Raw genomic sequence first — 16,458 nt, 5'->3', positions numbered from 1 at the left:
CACCACGGCGGACCGCACCAACCTGTCGTGCATGCGCGGGGGCTCGGGCGTGAGCTGCACGTGGCGCTCCCCGGCCGGAGGCCCCTGCCCCCAGGCCGCCGCCGTGAAGCTGGCCGTGGAGGCGCCGCAGGACCTCTTCGCCGCGTGCGTGGACGACGCGCTGGCGCGCCACGGGGTGACGCGGCTGCCGCTCTCGCTGGAGGCGCCCACTTCGCCCATGCCGCCGGTGCCGGTGCCGCTGGTGGAGCTGACGAGCCCGCCCCTGTCGGAGCTGGTGCGCGTGACGAACAAGGAGAGCCTCAACCTCTACGCGGAGCGGCTGGCCATGCGCTTCGCGCGCGAGCGCACCGGCCAGGAGGGCTATGCCGCGCTCAGGACTGCGCTGGGCGCGGAGCTCTTGCGGCGGGGCGTGCCGCCCAAGGACCTGCGCCCGGTGGATGGCAGCGGTCTGTCCCGCTACAACCTGGCCACGCCCCGGGGCATGGCGCGGGTCATCGTCACCAGCCTCCAGGAGCCCTATGGACAGGCGCTGGTGGACAGCCTGCCGGTGCTGGGCGTGGACGGAACGCTGGCGGGACGTACCACGACGCAGGCCACGGCGGGCCGCGTCCGCGCGAAGACCGGGACGCTGACGGGCCAGAAGTGCTTCGTGGGCGTGGCCGAGCGCCCGAACGATCCGGAGCACCCGCGCGTCGTCTTCGCGCTGATGCTCGGCAACATGGACGAGGGCACGAAGCCCAACGCCAACGAAACCTTCGATCTCTTCTCCACCGCCCTGGTGGAGCTGCCCCTGCGCTGATGAAGCCAGGGCACGACACAGGGCACATCATGCGAGGTGAACCGTGAAGTTCAGAACCGCCGTGACCACCGCCGCGCTGCTCCTCCCGCTCGTGGCCACCGCCGCGGGCAAGGCGCCCGTGAAGCCCGCCGCCGCGGAGAAGCAGCCCGTGGAGAACACCTACCACGGCACGAAGGTGTCGGACGCCTACCAGTGGATGGAGTCCGCCACCGACCCGAAGGTGCAGGCCTGGACCGACGCGCAGAACGCCTACACCCGCGCGGTGCTGGACAAGCTCCCCGGGCGCGAGGGCCTGCGCCAGCGCATCACCGAGCTGCTGTCGTGGAAGTCCCCCGCGTACGCGGCGCTGGACGAGAAGGGCGGCGTCATCCTGGCGCTGAAGTTCCAGCCGCCCAAGCAGCAGCCGGTGCTCGTCGTCGTGGGCTCGCTGGACGACACGTCGAAGGAGCGCACGCTGGTGGACCCCACGCAGGTGGACACGTCCGGCAAGACGACCATCGACTGGTTCCAGCTCACGCGCGACGGCAAGAAGGTGGCCGTGTCCCTGTCGAAGGGCGGCACGGAGAGCGGTGACGTGTCCGTGTACGACGTGGCGGGCGCGAAGGCGCTGGCCAACGAGCTCGTCCCGCGCGTCAACGGCGGCACCGCGGGCGGCAGCCTCGCGTGGAACGCGCAGGGCACGGGCTACTTCTACACGCGCTATCCGCGCGGCGAGGAGCGTCCGGCCATCGATCGTGAGGTGTATCAGCAGGTGTACTTCCACACGCTGGGCACGCCCACGGAGAAGGACACCTACGCGCTGGGCAAGGACTTCCCGCGCATCGCGATGACGGACCTGGAGCCCAGCGATGACGGCCAGTACACGTTCGCGCGCGTCGCCAACGGGGACGGCGGCGAGTTCGAGCTGTACCTGCACGGCCCCTCCGGCAAGTGGACGCAGGTGGCGAAGTTCGCGGACAAGGTGGTGTCGGCGCGCTTTGGCAGCGACGGCGCCGCGTACCTGCTGAGCCGCAAGGACGCGTCGCGCGGCAAGGTGCTGCGCCTGCCGCTGGCGACGCCGACGCTGGACAAGGCGACGGTGCTGGTGCCCGAGAGCGAGGCCACGGTGCAGTCCATCCTGGCGACGCAGAGCCGGCTGTACCTGTTGGAGCAGCTGGGCGGCCCGTCGCAGCTGCGCATCGTGGACCTGAAGGGGCAGGCGCTGGGCATGGTGCCCACGCTGCCGGTGTCGTCGGTGGGCGGGGCCGTGCGGCAGGGCGCGGATGACCTGCTGTTCGTCAACGGCAGCTTCACGCAGCCGGCCGCGTGGTTCCGCTACTCGGCGAAGGACGGCAAGGTGACGAAGACGGCGCTGGCGCGCACGGCGGCCATCGACATGAGCGACGTGGAGGTGGTGCGCACGGAGGCCACGTCGAAGGACGGCACGAAGGTGCCGCTCACCATCCTGAAGAAGAAGGGCACGAAGCTGACCGGGAAGAACCCGGCGTGGCTCACGGGCTACGGCGGCTTCAACGTCTCCATCACGCCGGGCTACAGCGCGATGACGGGGCTGTGGCTGGAGCAGGGCGGCGTGTTCGCGGTGGCCAACCTGCGCGGCGGCTCCGAGTTCGGTGAGTCCTGGCACCAGGACGGCTCGCTCACGAAGAAGCAGAACGTGTTCGACGACTTCTACGCGTGCGCGAAGCTGCTGGTGGACCAGAAGTACACGCAGCCGAAGAAGCTGGTCATCCAGGGCGGCAGCAACGGCGGCCTGCTGATGGGCGCGGCCGTGACGCAGCACCCGGAGCAGTACGGCGCGGTGGTGGCGCGCGTGGGCATCTACGACATGCTGCGCACGGAGCTGACGCCCAACGGCCAGTTCAACGTCACCGAGTACGGCACGGTGAAGGACCCGGAGCAGTTCAAGGCGCTGTATGGCTATTCGCCGGTGCACCAGGTGAAGGACGGGACGAAGTACCCGTCGGTCATCTTCACCTCCGGGGCGAACGACCCGCGCGTGGATCCGTTCCACTCGCGCAAGATGGTGGCCCGGATGCAGGCGGCGACGGCGTCCACCAAGCCCATCCTCCTGCGCGCCAACGCGGAGACGGGCCACGGCGCCGGCACGCCGCTGTCCGCGCGCATCGAGGAGGAGGTGGACGTCTACTCCTTCGTCTTCAACGAGCTGGGCATGACGTACAAGCCCAACGCGACGAACAAGCCCACCGCTCCCGCGCCGCAGTAGCCGTGCTTCAAGGCCCGTCCCTCGCGGCTGGAGGGACGGGCGTTGCTTCCCCTTCGTTTCGTGGCACCCTGGCGCCCCATGAGCCCGCTCATCCCCTTCTTCATCCTGTCGCCCATCGTCGCGGGCGGCCTGGCCTGGTGGACGCTCACCCGCATTGGCAAGAGGCGGAACCAGCGCGCGAAGGGCTCCCTGGACGCGGTGGTGACGCGGCTGCGCGGGCAGAAGGTGCTGGGCGCGGTGGACCTCGTCGTCCAGGACGTGTCGTGGTCCGGGGAGACGGAGCTGTCGCCGCAGAACGTCTGGATCCGCGTCGTGATGGGCGGCCAGGATGCCAGCACCATTCCCGCGCGCTTCGAGGTGGAGAGCGCGCCGGGAGCGCCCCGCCCGCCCGCGCAGGTGCTGGCCGCGCTGAGGGAGCTGGATGCCCAGGCGCTGGAAGCGCTGAAGGCCGGCGGCTGGGCCTGGCAGCGACCGCGCGTCGGCTTCGAGCCTGCTCAGAGCTGAGTTCAGGGCGCCACGTCCCAAGAGGGGGATGTGACGGAGCGCTGGAAGGGCCCCGCGCCGGGTGCCAGCATGCACCGCATGTCCGCGCTCTCCCTGGATGCCCTCGATACTCCCGCCGCCATCGTCGACCTGGACCGCGTCGAGCGGAACCTCCAGCGCGTCGCGGCCTATGCGCGGGAGCACGGGCTGCGCTTGCGGCCCCATACGAAGACCCACAAGACGGTGGAGTTGGGGGCGCTCCAGGTCGCGGCGGGAGCCTCGGGCGTCACGGTGGCCACCGTCCTGGAGGCCGAGGTCATGGCCCGCGTGTCCGACGACGTGCTGCTCGCGTACCCGACCGTGGGAGCGCGCCGGCTCGCGCGGTTGATGGCCCTGCCCTCGCGCGTCCGGCTCACCGTGGCGCTGGACTCACGCGAGGCATTGGAAGGCCTGGCACAAGCGGCCCGGGACGCCGGGCGCACCGTGGACGTGCTCGTGGAGCTGGACCTGGGCATGCGCCGGGTCGGGCTGCGCACGCCGGAGGACGCCGTGGCCCTGGCGCGCGTGGCGGCTTCCACGACGGGCGTGGCGTTTCGCGGCGTGACGTTCTACGCAGGCCACATCCGGATTCCGCAGGCGGAGCTGCCCGCGGCGATGCAAGCCCAATCCCAGACACTGGCGTCATTCGTGGACGCCCTGCGCGCCGCGGGACTTCCTCCGGAGGTCGTGAGCGGCGGCTCCACCCCCACCCTCTGGCAATCCCATCTCGTGCGCGGCCTCACGGAGATCCGCCCGGGCCTCAATGTCCTGAACGACCGCAACAGCGTCACGATTGGTGCCAGTGATTGGTCGGAGTGCGCCTACTCGGTCCTGGCCACGGTGGTGAGCACCGCCGTTCCCGGGCAGGTGGTCATCGACGCGGGGGCCAAGGCGCTCGCGAAGGAGGAAGGACTCGCGCCGGGGTATGGCGTCCTGCTCGACCGGCCGGAAGTCGTGGTGAAGAACCTGTCGGAGGAGCACGGGCTGATTGACGTGTCCGCCACGACGTGGCGCCCGCGAATCGGAGAGCGCGTGCGCGTGGTGCCCAACCATGTCTGTGTTTCCGTCCCCCTGCATGCGCGACTGCACGTCGTGCGGGGCGACACGGGCGTGGCGACGTGGGAGGTCGCCGCGCGCGGCTGGTGACGCATCAGAGGATCCGCTGCAGCTCCTGGGTGAGCACCTCTTCCAGGTGCCGGATGCTGCGGTAGACGAGGCAGCGGTAGCTGGACACGTCGAAGCGCAGCTCCCTCACGTCGCGCACCAGCATCAGCGTGGGCTTTCCCCGTCCCCAGGCGTACCCGACCTCCAGGTACACGTTGGGGTTCGCCAGGGACAGGTCCGCGATGACGACCTTCGCGGTGTCGATGCGGTCCCGGATGCGCTGGATGATGGGGCCGTCGAACGTGGCCTGGTCCACGCGCTCACACAGCAGGCCCACGGCCTTCACCGGCCCGAGGATGCCGTAGTGGTAGGTGTCCTCCAGCTCCGGCGCGAACGGCATGGCGACAAAGGCATGGGGCTTCTCGTTCGAGTTCGCGCCCGCGGAGGCCATGGGCGGCGCCGCGACGAACCGGGAGTTGCGCCGGACGCGGAACCCCATCCCGCCCAACAACGGCTCCACGCCCAGGGTGGCCCCCAGGCCCAGCGCCAGGGCCTTGCGCAGTCGCTCCATCCGCTTGGGATTGAGCTCCACCACGGTGATGCGCTCCAGGTCGCGCGGGCCGATGCCGCGCTGGAACGCATCCACGAAGCCGCCTACCAGGGCCAGCACCGCCTCGTCCTCGTCGAGCCCGTAGTTGGGGCCATGCACCGTGCACGCGAGGTGACGCAGGCCCTGCCGGGGTTCCAGGAGCTGGAGCGCCCGGACCGCGAACTGGCGGATCTCGTGGTAGCCGAACTGGCGCAGGCGCACCGTGCCCAGGAACAGCACCCAGGGAGCCCCCAGGCGACCCTTCGTCTCGATGAAGCAGTGGTCACCGGGGAGCAGCGAGAGGCTGTCCGTCGCGTGGCCCGCCTCCTCCAGCCGACGCATCACCGCGCCGTCCGCGCCGTGGAAGCCCTGGGCGTACTTCAGCAGCACGCCGTCCGCGGCCACGTCTCCCACGTCCCCCACGTCCACGACGACGTCCAGCGTGTCTCCCATGGGCGCGAAGTGTAGTCCCGTCGTCAGCCTCCCGCGACCGGCATGAAGCGATTGAACCACCCCAGCACCTCTTCCCAGACGCGGCCCCAGCCTGCTTCGGTGAACATGTGTTCCTCGCCAGGATGCTCGAAGTAGCGGAGGCGTTCGGGGGCGCTCGCGTAGCGCGGCAGGAGCGCGTGGTGGAAATCGCGCGCGTCCTGTGACGGGACGAGCGTGTCCGCACCGGCCGTCTGCATCAGCAGGGGCGTCGGGAAGAAGCGCGCCAGCCGTTCGAGGGCCTCGTGCCCTCGCGGTGGTGGCGCGACCACGGTCACGGCCGCGTCGACGGCCAACTCCGGCCCCAGGGCCTCCAAGAGGATCGCGCCACCCATCGAGATGCCGCAGGCGCCGACCGCGCCCGGGCGCGACCCGCCCCGCTCCGCCAGGGCACCAAGCACGGCGGGCAGCTCCGCGGCGGAGCGCGAGACGACTTCGCGGAAGGCCTGCTCCGCGCGGTCGGGAGCGAAGCGGCGGTCGAAGTCGGGATACCGCCGCTCGCCATGCCCCACCGCGTCGATGATCACCGCGAGGTAGCCATGCCGGGCCAGGAGCTGCGCTTCCGGACGCTGGACCTCCTTCGACGCCCCGAGTCCATGAAGCAACAGGACGGTGCCCCTGGGTCCCGGGGCCACAGTCGACCCTTCACCCACCACCAGCGCCGGAGCCTCACCCAGCAGCATTCTCTGTTCCCGCGGCATCACGCCTCCAATCCCTTGCATCTTCCACGGACCTGTCCGCCAAACGCTTACACCGTAAGGGTTTACCCTGAGTACGCCTGCCTGGTCGGAAGGCGTTCCTGGGGATCTCCCGATGGCTGTGAAGCATTTCACAGTCACCGGCCAGCTCCCCCCGCTAGCGTCCTGATCCCATGTCCCTGTTCGCGCGCCTGCAGGCCCTGCTGTCCGCCCACCCGTCCGCCCCGGAAGCCTCCGCCGGACCGGCTGTCGCCGTGACACCTTCCGCCCCGGCGAACGTGACGGAAGCGGAGGTGGCCGCGGCCCCACCCGTCTGCACGCGCTACCTCCAGGCGGGCCAGGTGGTGGTGCGCGAAGGCGATCCCGGCAACTCGATGTTCGTCGTGCTGGAGGGTCGGGTCGCGGTGCTGCGCGGCAACGACGGCGCCGCGAACATGGAGGTGGGCCGCCTGGGCGCCGGTGAGTTCTTCGGGGAGCTGGCGCTGCTCACCGGCACCAAGCGCACCGCCACGGTGGTGACGGTGGAGGACGTGGTGCTGCTGGAGCTCACCCAGGCCGGCGTCCGGGAGCTGGGCAAGGACTACGGCGTGAAGGGGGACCAGATGCAGCTGGCCGCCAAGGAGCGCCTGCTCGCGGACACGCTGCGCAGCAACCCGCTCATCGCCGCGCTGCCCCCGGAAGTGCAGCACGAGCTGGGGGACGCCTTCGTCCCCTGCACCGTCCCCGCGGGAGAGACCCTCCTCACTCGGGGCCAGCCGGGCGACGCGCTCTACGTCCTGCTGCGCGGCAAGTGCGAGGTCTTCCACACGCACGGCGACGGACGCCAGTCGCCCTACCCCTTGCTGGAGGAAGGCGCTCTGTTCGGGGAGATCTCCCTGCTGCGCAGCCGCCTCGCCACCGCCACCGTGCGCACCGTGACGCCGTGCACGCTGCTCAAGCTGGAGCGCGACGTGTTCAAGAAGGCGTTCCTGGGCCAGCCCGACCTGAGGGGCGCCCTGGTGCGCCTGGGTCTGGAGCGGCTCAAGCACACGCTGGAGGTCATGGGCGAGGCGAAGTAGCCCGCCTGCCCGGCGTGTCTAGCCGTGGAGCGTCTCGCCCGCCTCGAGCATGGCGACGAACTTCTCCAGCCGCCGAGCGCGCGTCTCCGGCTTCTTCGCGTCATGGAGCCGGAACAGGATGGCGTACCGGTTGGCGCCCTTGAGCGTGGCGAAGAACGCCTTCGCCTTCGGGTTCGCGTCCAGCGCGCGCAGCAGGTCCTCCGGGACGGTGATGGTCTTCTGCCCCGCGTAGGCCGCCTCCCACCGTCCGTCCGCCCGGGCCGCCTCCACCTCGCGCAGGCCCGCGGGCTTCATGCGTCCCGCGGCGATGAGGGCCTCCACCTTGCCGCAGTTGATCTTCGACCACCTGCTCCGGGCCCCCCGGGGCGTGAAGCGCTGGAGCCAGTACTCCGCGTCGAGCGCACCCTTCTGCCCGTCGATCCACCCGTAGCAGAGCGCCACGTCCAGCGCCTGGGCATACGTCACCGACGGGATGCCCGACTCGAACTTGGCGAGCTTCACCCAGACGCCCGGCGAGTCCGCGTGGTGCTTCGCAAGCCACTGCTCCCACGCCTTCTCCGACGCGAACGGCACGATGGGGAGTTCCTGCTTCGCCTTCATCCAGTCACACCTCTCGGGGGAGTTCAGGACACTCCCGCCGACAAAAGCCCCACCCGCACTCTACCGACGGAAGGCGGCCGGGGCGGAAGCGGTTATGAAGCACGCCATGGCCGACCCCACGTCCCGTCCATCGAATGCCGTGCCGCCCCCGCTCAAACGCGTGGCCTTCCACGCCGTGGCGGCCGGGCTCACCCCGCTCATCCCCGTGCCCTTCCTGGACGACTACGCCCTCCGGCAGGTGCGCGAGCAGGCCGTGCGCGACCAGCTCCAGGAGAAGGGCCTCAAGGCCCCGGACAAGGCCGTGGCGCTGCTGGCCGGCTCGAACGAGGCGCGCAGCCTGGGCGGACGGCTCGTGTCCTACCTGAAGGCCGTGGCCCTCTTCCCGGTGCGCAAGGTGTTCCGCAAGGTCTTCTTCGTCCTCTGGGTGAAGGACTGCGTGGACCTGACGTCCTTGACGCTGCACCACGGCTACCTGCTGCACCACGCGCTGGAGCGCGGCGACCTGGACGCCACGTCCCTCCAGGGTGACGCGCCCCGGAAGGTGCAGGACGCCATCGTCGCCGCCTGCAAGGAGCTGGACGCCCGCCCCATCAACCAGGCCCTGCGCCGCATCTTCCGAAGCAGCCGGCTGCTGATGGCCGAGGCCACCCGCGCCCTGCTCGACCCGAAGCGCGGCCCCCGCGTGCCCGACCGCGAGGGAGAGAGCGCGGAGGTGCAGTCCCTCACCGACCGGCTCCTCAAGGAGCTGTGGGAGGAGCGCGGCTACTTCACCGCGCTGGAGGGGCACTACGTGCGACACCTCCAGGGCGACCTGAAGCAGACCGGCACCTGAGTCACGGCGCCGGGGCGGTGGCGGTGGCTTCAGGCGCGCGGATGCGCTGGGAGAAGTCGTCCTGCCCCTGCGCCGCCAGCGCACGCGCGTTGATGTGGTAGCGCGCGCGGACCTGCTCCAGCGGGACGTCCGTGTCGATGATGCCCAGCTCGTACGCGAGCGCATCCGCGAACGCGGGCATCAGCGTGCGGTGGTCATAGGGCACGTCCTTCGTGGCCACCTTCTCGAAGTGGCGCACCAGGTTGGTGGTGCAGTTGCTGGTGAGCGTGTCGTAGAACTCCGGCGCCGCGTGCAGCCCGTTCATCCGCTGCACCATGTCCAGGAAGAACGCGGTGACGCGCTCCTTCGACGCCTTCACGGGGTACAGGTACACGGCGTCGTGGCGGAAGTTGGAGCGCAGCTGCACGAGGTCGCGCTCGTCGCCCACGACGTAGGCCAGCTCGAAGCGGCGGAACAGGCCGCCCAGCGCGGAGAACGTCTCGCCCTTCTCGCGTCGCACCTCCACGGAGAACACCACGTGGCGGCCGTCCTGGAAACTGAAGGACACCATCGTGTGCGCCGCGCCGTAGAACCCGGAGAAGGGCTCCACGATGAACGACGCGCCCGTGAGCGCCTCCGTGTCGTAGGTGGCCGTGTACCAGGCCTCATCCCAGTCCGTGGTGCTGCGGTAGCGGAAGTCGCGCACCTCGTGGAGCGTCACCTGGGAGCCGGCCACCTCCGCCCACGGCGCCCGCGCCAGGTCCGGGGCCCAGTCCCGCGTGTGGGAGGGCTGCACCGTGCGCACCCAGCCGTACACGGCCGCGCACCCCACCAGCACCACCGCCACGCCCCAGCGCCGGGAGCGCCACCGCCACGCGGCCACCGCCGCGCCCAGGAGCCCCACGGCGAACAGGGCCCGCCCCAGGTGGGGACCCTCCGGGCCGGCCCCCGTGAGGGCCAGGGCCAGCGCCGCCCAGGCGCCCCCCACGACGAGGAGGACGCCCGCGGTGCCGTTCTTCAAGATGCGCATGCGCCGGAGTATCCGTGGCTCGCGGCCCTGGTGTCACGGACGCGGGTTCCGGGTGGAGCCCCACCAGGCGGCCGGGCGCGGATCCGCCCTCCCAGGCAGGGCGCCGGGGCTTCCTGATCGCCTACCTTGACCGCTTTTCCCCGGGTGTGCGACGAAAGGGGCCCCCTGGTGTCGTAGGAGCCACTTCCATGAGCGACGAGCGCGAAGACACGACCATCTACAAGGTCGTCGTGAACCACGAAGAGCAGTACTCCATCTGGCCGGCCGACCGCGAGAACGCGCTGGGCTGGAAGGATGCCGGCAAGCAGGGCCTGAAGGCCGAGTGCCTGGAGTACATCAAGGAGGTCTGGACGGACATGCGTCCGCTGAGCCTCCGCAAGAAGATGGAAGAGGCGGCCCGCAAGAACTGAGGGCCGCACCGCTTCCGACTGCCGTGACTCCCTCCCCGGTTTGACGGGGAGGGTGGGCCGGTCCCCGACTAGAGGTCCGGCGGAGGCCTGACGCCCAGATGGCAGGCGCGCAGGGCAAGCTGGGTGCGGTTCTCCGCCCCAAGCTTGCGGTAGAGCTGCGTGACGTGTGACTTCACCGTGCGCTCGGCGATTTGAAGGTGCGCGGCGATCTTCAGGTTGTCCGCGCCTCCCGCCACGTACGCGAGCACCTCGCGCTCCCGCTGGGTGAGCAGCAAGAGCACGCTCGCCGTCGGCGACGTCACCGGCGGATGTTCGAAGTCATTGCGCAGCAGCTGCACCGGGAAGAGGCGCTCGCCCCTCACCAGTGACTGGACCGCGGAAGAGACGGCATTGACGCCAAGCCCTGCGCGGAAGAGGTAGCCGGAGGCGCCCTCGTCGAAGCACTGGGAGATGACCTCCGGCGTGCTCACCGCGGACAGGAGCAACATGCGGACTTCCAGTCTGCGCTTGCGGGCCTCGCGCAGCAGGTTGAGCCCTTCCGTCACGGAGCAGCCAATGGCGGCTTCGCCATCACTCTCCACATCCAGAATGGCCACCTGCGGCGGATCCGTTCCAAGCCCATCCAGGAAGCCGCGCACGTCGCGCGTCACCGAAGTGGAATGACCCTCACCCCGAAGCCCATCGGAAAGGCCCTGCCAGGCCGCCCAAGGTCCTTCGAGAATCGAAATACGCACTGCTGATTGATTCGCTGCCATGCGATGGCCCCCCAGCCGTCGTGGCGAATTGCTTTCAATACGACCTGTCGACTGCAACCTGCCCCGGAGTCGGTGGAACCGCGGCGGAACTTCCGCCAGTGATGGGCGTGCGAGAACCGCGCTTCAACTCCATCCGGGGGTCTTGTCAGTGCTGCCCTGCGGACTGCGCTTGCGACTACCGAACCGGCCCCTTCGGGCCGCTTCCTCCTTTTTCGCCCAGGCAATTCCAACCACCCGAGACCCTAACACCCTCAGCCGTGACATGCGAACCGGCTCTGTCGGGACTGTCAATTGCGCACGAAGCCTATCGAAATCCAGGGCCTCGTCCGTCGGGTCATGATCGCTGTCACCTCCGGGACACGCTCTTGCGTCCACCATTCGATGTTTCGCGGGCTGTTTTGGCTCCGCGGTGTTGGTGGCACGCAAAACACGCGCTGCCCCTCCTGGGCGCCAAGGGCGTATGCTGTGCGTCCGACACGCATGACACCCTCCGCTCCCGCACCTCATGTCGACGTCGCCACGCCCGAGCGGGTGGCGCTCTCCCTGCCCGTGGCCGGCATCGGCTACCGCTGTCTTGCGTGGCTGGTGGACGCAAGCCTGCTGTTCTTCTTCTGGGTCGCGCTCTACTTCGTCATCACCCTGCTCATCTCCGACGTGCTGGGGGCCTTCCAGGCGCTGTCGGGGCTGGTCCAGTCGCTGCTCGCGGTGGGGCTCTTCGCGACGCAATGGCTGTACTGGACGCTCGCGGAGGTCTTCTTCCATGGACAGACACCCGGCAAGCGCGTGCTGAAGATCCGCGTCGTGCGCGAGGACGGCTCGCCGGTGGGCTTCTACGAAAGCGCCGTGCGCAACCTGTGCCGCGCGGTGGACTTCCTGCCGGTGCTCTACGCCACCGGCTGCATCACCATGCTGCTGGACGGCAAGCACCGCCGGCTGGGAGACCTGCTCGCCGGCACCGTGCTGGTGCGCGAGGAGGCCATCGACCTGGACAAGTACACGCAGGCCCCCGCGACAGAAGCCCCGCAGGCGCCTGCGTCGCCGGAGCGCCCGCTGGACGCGGAGGACGTGGAGCTGGTGTTGGCGTTCCTGTCGCGCGCGTCCGGGCTGGAGCCGGACGTGCGGCGGCGGCTGGGCGCGCGGATGGTGGACCGCGTGGGCGCCTCGCTGACGGACGCGGAGCGCGAACGGGTGCTGTCTTCCGCGGACGCCACGGAGGCCTTCCTGCGCGCGCGCGCCCGGGCGGCCCACTGACATGGCCCTCCCCCTCCCCGCCTTCGTCTCCCGCCGCCGGCCGGACTGGGACGCGCTCCAGGGCCTGCTGACGCGCCAGCGCTCGGGCCGGCTGCACCTGGACGAGCTGCGGCGGCTGGACACGCTCTACCGCCGCGCGGCCGCGGACCTGGCCCAGGCCCAGACGTTCTACCCGGGCACGGACGCGCACCGGTTCCTCAACCAGCTCTGTGGACAGGCGTATGGCGCCATCTACCAGCCGCCCCGCGAGCGCTGGGCCGCGACGCGCGACTTCTTCCGGCGCGACTTCCCGGCCACCCTGCGCCGCGAGGCGCGCTTCGTGGGCGTGAGCGCGGGCCTGCTCGTGCTGGGGCTGCTCCTGGGCGCGCTGGTGGTGACGCTGGAGCCGCGCGGCGCGGAGCTGCTGGTGCCGGAGGGCGTGCGGCGCTACGTGGCCCAGGGGCGCATGTGGACGGACGACCTGCTGTCGGTGGCGCCGCCCAACGCGGTGGCCTCTGGCATCGCGACCAACAACCTCACCGTCACGCTGTTCGCGTTCGCGTCCGGCATCCTGCTGGGCGTGGGGCCCATCTTCACGCTCGTGAACAACGGCGTGCTCATTGGCGCGGTGGGCGCGCTGTGCTTCCGCGAGGGCATGGCGGTGGGCTTCCTGGACTTCATCGCCGCGCACGGGCCGGTGGAGCTGTCCATCATCGTCATCGCGGGGGGCGCGGGCCTGATGGTGGGCCAGGCGCTCATCGACCCGGGCGAGCTGCCCCGGGCCCAGGCGCTCCAGGCGCGCGGCCGCGAGGCGGTGAAGCTGGTGGTGGGCTGCGCGCCCTTCCTCGCCGGCATCGGCGTGGTGGAGGGCTTCATCTCCCCGGGCCGCTTCTTCCCCACCTGGGCCAAGGTGGGGCTGGGCCTGTCGCTGGGAGCGCTCTTCTGGCTCTACCTGCTGCGCGCGGGCAGGACCGACGTGGGCGTGGCGCGCGAGGGCGTGCCGGAGGACAGGGACTCCAGCCGCTTGCGCTGACGGTGCTTGAGGATGCGCTCGTAGGCGGCGTTGAGCTCGCGCATCTGCTCCGCGGAGCCGCCCCGGTCCGGGTGCCGCTCCATCGCCAGCGCGTGGAAGCGCGCGCGGACGACTTCCGGCGGATCCAACGGCGACACGCCCATCATCTGGTACGGGCACTGCTCCTGGACGGCGGTGAGCCACTTGTCCAGCCGGTCCTTCACCTCCACGAAGCGCGCGTCCGCGTCCGCGGTGTCCTTCACCGGGTGCGTGCGCATCTTCGCGTCCGCGCGGAACACCTCGCTGTAGGTGCTGGACACCCAGCGGTGGCATGAACCGCACCGGTAGTACTTCACCCGGTTCCCTGGCTGGAGGGTCATCATGACGCCGCAGTGGGTGCACTCCACTTCGACGTTCTCCAGCGTCTGCCAGCTCGCGACCGCCGCACCCATGGTGTCTTCGCTCTCCGTTCGCAACACGCCTGTAGCAACAGCAACCTCCCACGTCCGACGATCCCGTCAAGAAAATGTCGTCCGCGACCCAGGGGGGTGTTCCATCCCGCTGCCGGGGTCCCGGGATTCGGGTAGAACGGGGCCATGCGACCGCTCCTCGCCGCCGCCCTGCTGCTGACCGCCGCCGCGCACGCCCAGGCTCCGTCCCGGGCTCCCCTCAAGCCGGGCCCGGAGAAGACCGCCCCGGAGAAGAGCTCCGGAGACAAGGCCGTCGCCGACAAGGCTGGCCTTGAGAAGACCGCCCCGGCCCGGCCTTCCCCGACGCCCGCGGACGTGAGCACGCCCGACGTGGCCCTCCTGCGGGGCCTGCTGTGGGCCTCGGAGCCGGCGCCGGAGGAGATCCGCACGCTCGCCATCGAGGACCTGGCGCTGCTGGGCGACCCGCGCGCCCTGGACCCGCTGGCCGCGTTCATCTGGGACCCGAACCCGCGCATCCAGCAGGCGGCGCTGCGCGCGGTGGCGCTCTTCCAGCACCGCCGCGCGGAAGAGATTCTGGGCAACATCGTGCGGCACCCGCGCCTGCCGGACGCCCTGAAGATCCAGGCGTTGGGGGGGCTGCTCTACCAGCGCACCCCCACCGCGCGGCGCACCGTGCAGGACGTGGCCGCCGACAGCCGCATGGGCTACGCGGTGCAGAACGCCGCGCGCACCGTGGGGTCGCAGTGGGACGCCGCCGTGACCGCGACGCCCTGAGACACGCCTGCCTGCCTGCTCGCCGTGTTCCCGCCCCGGGCCAGGCGCCGGGGCCGATTCCTGGAGCGCGCGCGTGTATGGGTTAGACTGGCGCGCATGAAGATCACCCCGCTCGACATCCGGCAGAAGCGCTTCGAGACGGTGATGCGCGGCTTCGCGCGTCCCGAGGTGGGCGCGTACCTGGAGCTCATCGCCGGTGAGTTCGAAGAGGTGGTGAAGGAGAACATCGCGCTCAAGGAGGAGCTCAAGCGCACGCAGCACAAGCTCGAGCAACACCAGGAGCGCGAGCGCACCCTCCAGGAGACGATGGTCACCGCGCAGCGCATCAGCGAGGACCTGAAGGACGCCGCGAAGAAGGAAGCGGAGATCATCATCGCGGACGCGGAGCACCAGGCGGAGAAGATCGTCCACGGTGCGCACCAGCGGCTGGTCCAGGTGGTGGAAGACATCAACGAGCTCAAGCGCCAGCGCACCCAGTTCGAGTCGCAGGTGCGCTCCGTGGTGGAGGCCCACCGCAAGCTGCTGGAGACGTTCGCCGCGCCCTCGTTCGCGGACCGCGACTACGCGCGCGTCGAGGACAACGTCGCCTTCCTGACGCAGAAGAAGGCCAACTCCAACGACTAGCCCCGTGCCCGCCCCCTGGCTCAAGGCAGTGCCGGACGGGGTGGAGCTGACGGTGCTCGTCCAGCCGCGCGCCTCCCGCACGAAGTTCGTGGGAGAACACGACGGCCAGCTGAAGATCCAGCTCGCGGCGCCGCCCGTGGATGGCGAAGCGAATGCCGCCCTGGTGGAATTCATCGCCAAAAAGCTGGGTGTGCCACGCCGGCAGGTCGCCCTCACGGCGGGTGACACGTCGCGCCGTAAGCGATTGAAGGTGCAGGGGGTTGATGCGGCGGCGGTGGAGGCTGTTATCTCTGGTGGACCGTGAGGCCACGCATGCTCCGCCTGTTCGCCGTCCTGATGATGCTGCTGGCCTCGCCCCGGGTGTTCGCGCAGGAGGAGGGCCCGCGCGGAATCCACAGCCAGGAGGCCGTCGTCACCGACAGCGCGCTGGTGCCCCACGCCCGGCCCGCGCTGGCCACCGGGGAGCTGCGCACGAAGCGCTTCGTCATCGTCCACACGGCGAAGGCGACGGGCGCGGCCCGGGCGCTGGCCCAGCAGATTGAGGGCGTGCGCGACAGCTTCGGCGCCATGCTCGGGCGCGACTGGCCGGGCACCACCGAAATCCGGCTGGGCGTGGGCCGCGCGGAGTTCGAGGCGCTGGCCCTCCCCGGCGGCAAGCCCCCGGGCTGGGCGGTGGCGCTCGCCTACCCCGGGCATCAGATCATCCTCCTGGACGCGCTGAGCCTGAGCGACGCGGAGGGCCCCACGACGCTGCGGCATGAGCTGGCGCACGTGGCGCTGGGACAGCTGGCGAAGGAGTGGCCGCGCTGGTTCCAGGAGGGCGTGGCGCAGAACCTCACCGATGAGCGCTACTCCGTCGCCCACTACTCCGCCCTCTTCCGCGCCGTGACGCAGGAGCGCGTCTTCCACTTCGAGGACCTGTCCGAGGACTGGCCGGACGTGCCCTCGGACGTGGAGATCGCCTACGCGCAGAGCGCCGCCTTCGTGGCCTACCTCACCGGGAAGCACGGCCCCCAGGCCATGGGCCTGCTGGTGGACGGCGTGCGCGCGGGCGAGCCTTTCGAGCAGGCCTTCGGCAAGGCCTTCCGCACGTCGCTGCTGCTGGAGGAGCAGGACTGGCGCGAGGGGCTCGCGGCCCGGTACGGCTGGCTGCCGCTCACCACCAGCTCCGCGCTGCTGTGGCTCGCCGCGTCCGCGCTGTGCATCGCCGCCTTCGCGCGCCGGATGTGGCAGAAGTCCGCGCGGATGACGGAGCTGGCCGCGGAGGATGCCGCCGAGGACGCGGCGCTGCGCCTGCT

Annotated in this window: 19 protein-coding genes; 13 read left to right on the top strand and 6 right to left on the bottom strand. The window is 70.6% G+C overall.

Going from position 1 to position 16,458, the window contains the following annotated elements; translation table 11 throughout:
* From D7V93_RS18225 to D7V93_RS18210, 4 genes are all read left to right on the top strand, one after another.
* Nucleotides 1-799, top strand: a 799-nt coding sequence (locus D7V93_RS18225; protein ID WP_208723060.1) for a D-alanyl-D-alanine carboxypeptidase, incomplete at its 5' end; no start/stop codon positions are given.
* 43 nt (nt 800-842) lie between these two features.
* A complete protein-coding gene (locus D7V93_RS18220; RefSeq protein ID WP_120644615.1) occupies nt 843-3,023 on the top strand; it encodes a prolyl oligopeptidase family serine peptidase in 2,181 nt (726 codons plus the stop codon).
* Nucleotides 3,024-3,101: 78 nt separating this feature from the next.
* On the top strand, nt 3,102-3,527 hold the full coding sequence (locus tag D7V93_RS18215) for a hypothetical protein (protein ID WP_147451221.1): 426 nt from the start codon (nt 3,102-3,104) through the stop codon (nt 3,525-3,527).
* A 30-nt stretch (nt 3,528-3,557) separates the two neighbouring features.
* Nucleotides 3,558-4,691, top strand: coding sequence for a D-TA family PLP-dependent enzyme (locus tag D7V93_RS18210; protein ID WP_244237362.1), 1,134 nt, complete (start codon nt 3,558-3,560; stop codon nt 4,689-4,691).
* 4 nt (nt 4,692-4,695) lie between these two features.
* Here D7V93_RS18210 and D7V93_RS18205 read toward each other — a convergent pair whose 3' ends face one another.
* Complete coding sequence (locus D7V93_RS18205) at nt 4,696-5,691, bottom strand: TIR domain-containing protein (RefSeq protein ID WP_120644613.1); 996 nt, start codon at nt 5,689-5,691, stop codon at nt 4,696-4,698.
* Between the two features lie 23 nt (nt 5,692-5,714).
* The gene (locus D7V93_RS18200; RefSeq protein WP_158623783.1) at nt 5,715-6,410 is read right to left on the bottom strand and encodes an alpha/beta hydrolase family protein; all 696 of its coding nucleotides are present in this window, start codon (nt 6,408-6,410) and stop codon (nt 5,715-5,717) included.
* Between the two features lie 188 nt (nt 6,411-6,598).
* On the opposite strand from D7V93_RS18200, the gene D7V93_RS18195 reads away from it, so the two are divergent.
* The gene (locus D7V93_RS18195) at nt 6,599-7,483 is read left to right on the top strand and encodes a cyclic nucleotide-binding domain-containing protein (RefSeq protein ID WP_120644611.1); all 885 of its coding nucleotides are present in this window, start codon (nt 6,599-6,601) and stop codon (nt 7,481-7,483) included.
* Between the two features lie 18 nt (nt 7,484-7,501).
* Here D7V93_RS18195 and D7V93_RS18190 read toward each other — a convergent pair whose 3' ends face one another.
* Nucleotides 7,502-8,083, bottom strand: coding sequence for a YdeI/OmpD-associated family protein (locus tag D7V93_RS18190; RefSeq protein ID WP_120644610.1), 582 nt, complete (start codon nt 8,081-8,083; stop codon nt 7,502-7,504).
* 106 nt (nt 8,084-8,189) lie between these two features.
* Between D7V93_RS18190 and D7V93_RS18185 the strand changes: the two genes are divergently transcribed.
* Nucleotides 8,190-8,915 carry a hypothetical protein gene (locus D7V93_RS18185; RefSeq protein WP_120644617.1) on the top strand — a complete coding sequence of 242 codons (726 nt, stop codon included), beginning with the start codon at nt 8,190-8,192 and terminating at the stop codon, nt 8,913-8,915.
* A 1-nt stretch (nt 8,916) separates the two neighbouring features.
* Here the strand turns inward: D7V93_RS18185 and D7V93_RS18180 are convergent, their stop codons facing one another.
* Nucleotides 8,917-9,924, bottom strand: a complete 1,008-nt coding sequence (locus D7V93_RS18180; RefSeq protein ID WP_120644609.1) for an Lnb N-terminal periplasmic domain-containing protein — start codon at nt 9,922-9,924, stop codon at nt 8,917-8,919.
* 188 nt (nt 9,925-10,112) lie between these two features.
* On the opposite strand from D7V93_RS18180, the gene D7V93_RS18175 reads away from it, so the two are divergent.
* Nucleotides 10,113-10,334, top strand: a complete 222-nt coding sequence (locus D7V93_RS18175) for an MbtH family protein (protein ID WP_120537372.1) — start codon at nt 10,113-10,115, stop codon at nt 10,332-10,334.
* A gap of 68 nt (nt 10,335-10,402) precedes the next feature.
* Here the strand turns inward: D7V93_RS18175 and fruA are convergent, their stop codons facing one another.
* On the bottom strand, nt 10,403-11,089 hold the full coding sequence (gene fruA, locus D7V93_RS18170; RefSeq protein WP_120537371.1) for a response regulator transcription factor FruA: 687 nt from the start codon (nt 11,087-11,089) through the stop codon (nt 10,403-10,405).
* Nucleotides 11,090-11,569: 480 nt separating this feature from the next.
* Here fruA and D7V93_RS18165 point away from each other — a divergent pair, with 480 nt between their 5' ends.
* Both D7V93_RS18165 and D7V93_RS18160 read left to right on the top strand, forming a co-directional pair.
* Nucleotides 11,570-12,340 (top strand): RDD family protein, encoded by a 771-nt coding sequence (locus tag D7V93_RS18165; RefSeq protein ID WP_120644608.1) that lies wholly within the window; start codon nt 11,570-11,572, stop codon nt 12,338-12,340.
* Nucleotide 12,341: 1 nt separating this feature from the next.
* Nucleotides 12,342-13,352 (top strand): stage II sporulation protein M, encoded by a 1,011-nt coding sequence (locus tag D7V93_RS18160; protein WP_120644607.1) that lies wholly within the window; start codon nt 12,342-12,344, stop codon nt 13,350-13,352.
* Here the strand turns inward: D7V93_RS18160 and D7V93_RS18155 are convergent.
* Complete coding sequence (locus D7V93_RS18155; RefSeq protein ID WP_120644606.1) at nt 13,268-13,783, bottom strand: J domain-containing protein; 516 nt, start codon at nt 13,781-13,783, stop codon at nt 13,268-13,270. The two genes, D7V93_RS18160 and D7V93_RS18155, sit on opposite strands and share 85 nt — an antisense overlap.
* A gap of 144 nt (nt 13,784-13,927) precedes the next feature.
* Between D7V93_RS18155 and D7V93_RS18150 the strand changes: the two genes are divergently transcribed.
* From D7V93_RS18150 to D7V93_RS18135, 4 genes are all read left to right on the top strand, one after another.
* Nucleotides 13,928-14,536, top strand: coding sequence for a HEAT repeat domain-containing protein (locus tag D7V93_RS18150; RefSeq protein ID WP_120644605.1), 609 nt, complete (start codon nt 13,928-13,930; stop codon nt 14,534-14,536).
* 96 nt (nt 14,537-14,632) lie between these two features.
* Nucleotides 14,633-15,160: a DivIVA domain-containing protein gene (locus D7V93_RS18145; RefSeq protein WP_120644604.1), complete on the top strand. Its 528-nt coding sequence runs from the start codon at nt 14,633-14,635 to the stop codon at nt 15,158-15,160.
* A 4-nt stretch (nt 15,161-15,164) separates the two neighbouring features.
* Nucleotides 15,165-15,464 (top strand): DUF167 domain-containing protein, encoded by a 300-nt coding sequence (locus D7V93_RS18140; RefSeq protein WP_120644603.1) that lies wholly within the window; start codon nt 15,165-15,167, stop codon nt 15,462-15,464.
* 8 nt (nt 15,465-15,472) lie between these two features.
* Nucleotides 15,473-16,458 (top strand): peptidase MA family metallohydrolase (locus D7V93_RS18135; protein WP_208723059.1); only part of this gene is annotated, 986 nt, incomplete at its 3' end.

Origin of the sequence: Corallococcus llansteffanensis (genome assembly GCF_003612055.1) — a bacterium.
Taxonomy (GTDB): Bacteria; Myxococcota; Myxococcia; order Myxococcales; family Myxococcaceae; genus Corallococcus; species Corallococcus llansteffanensis.
Note: the sequence above shows the minus strand (reverse complement) of the source record. Positions and strands in the feature narration are given on the sequence as shown.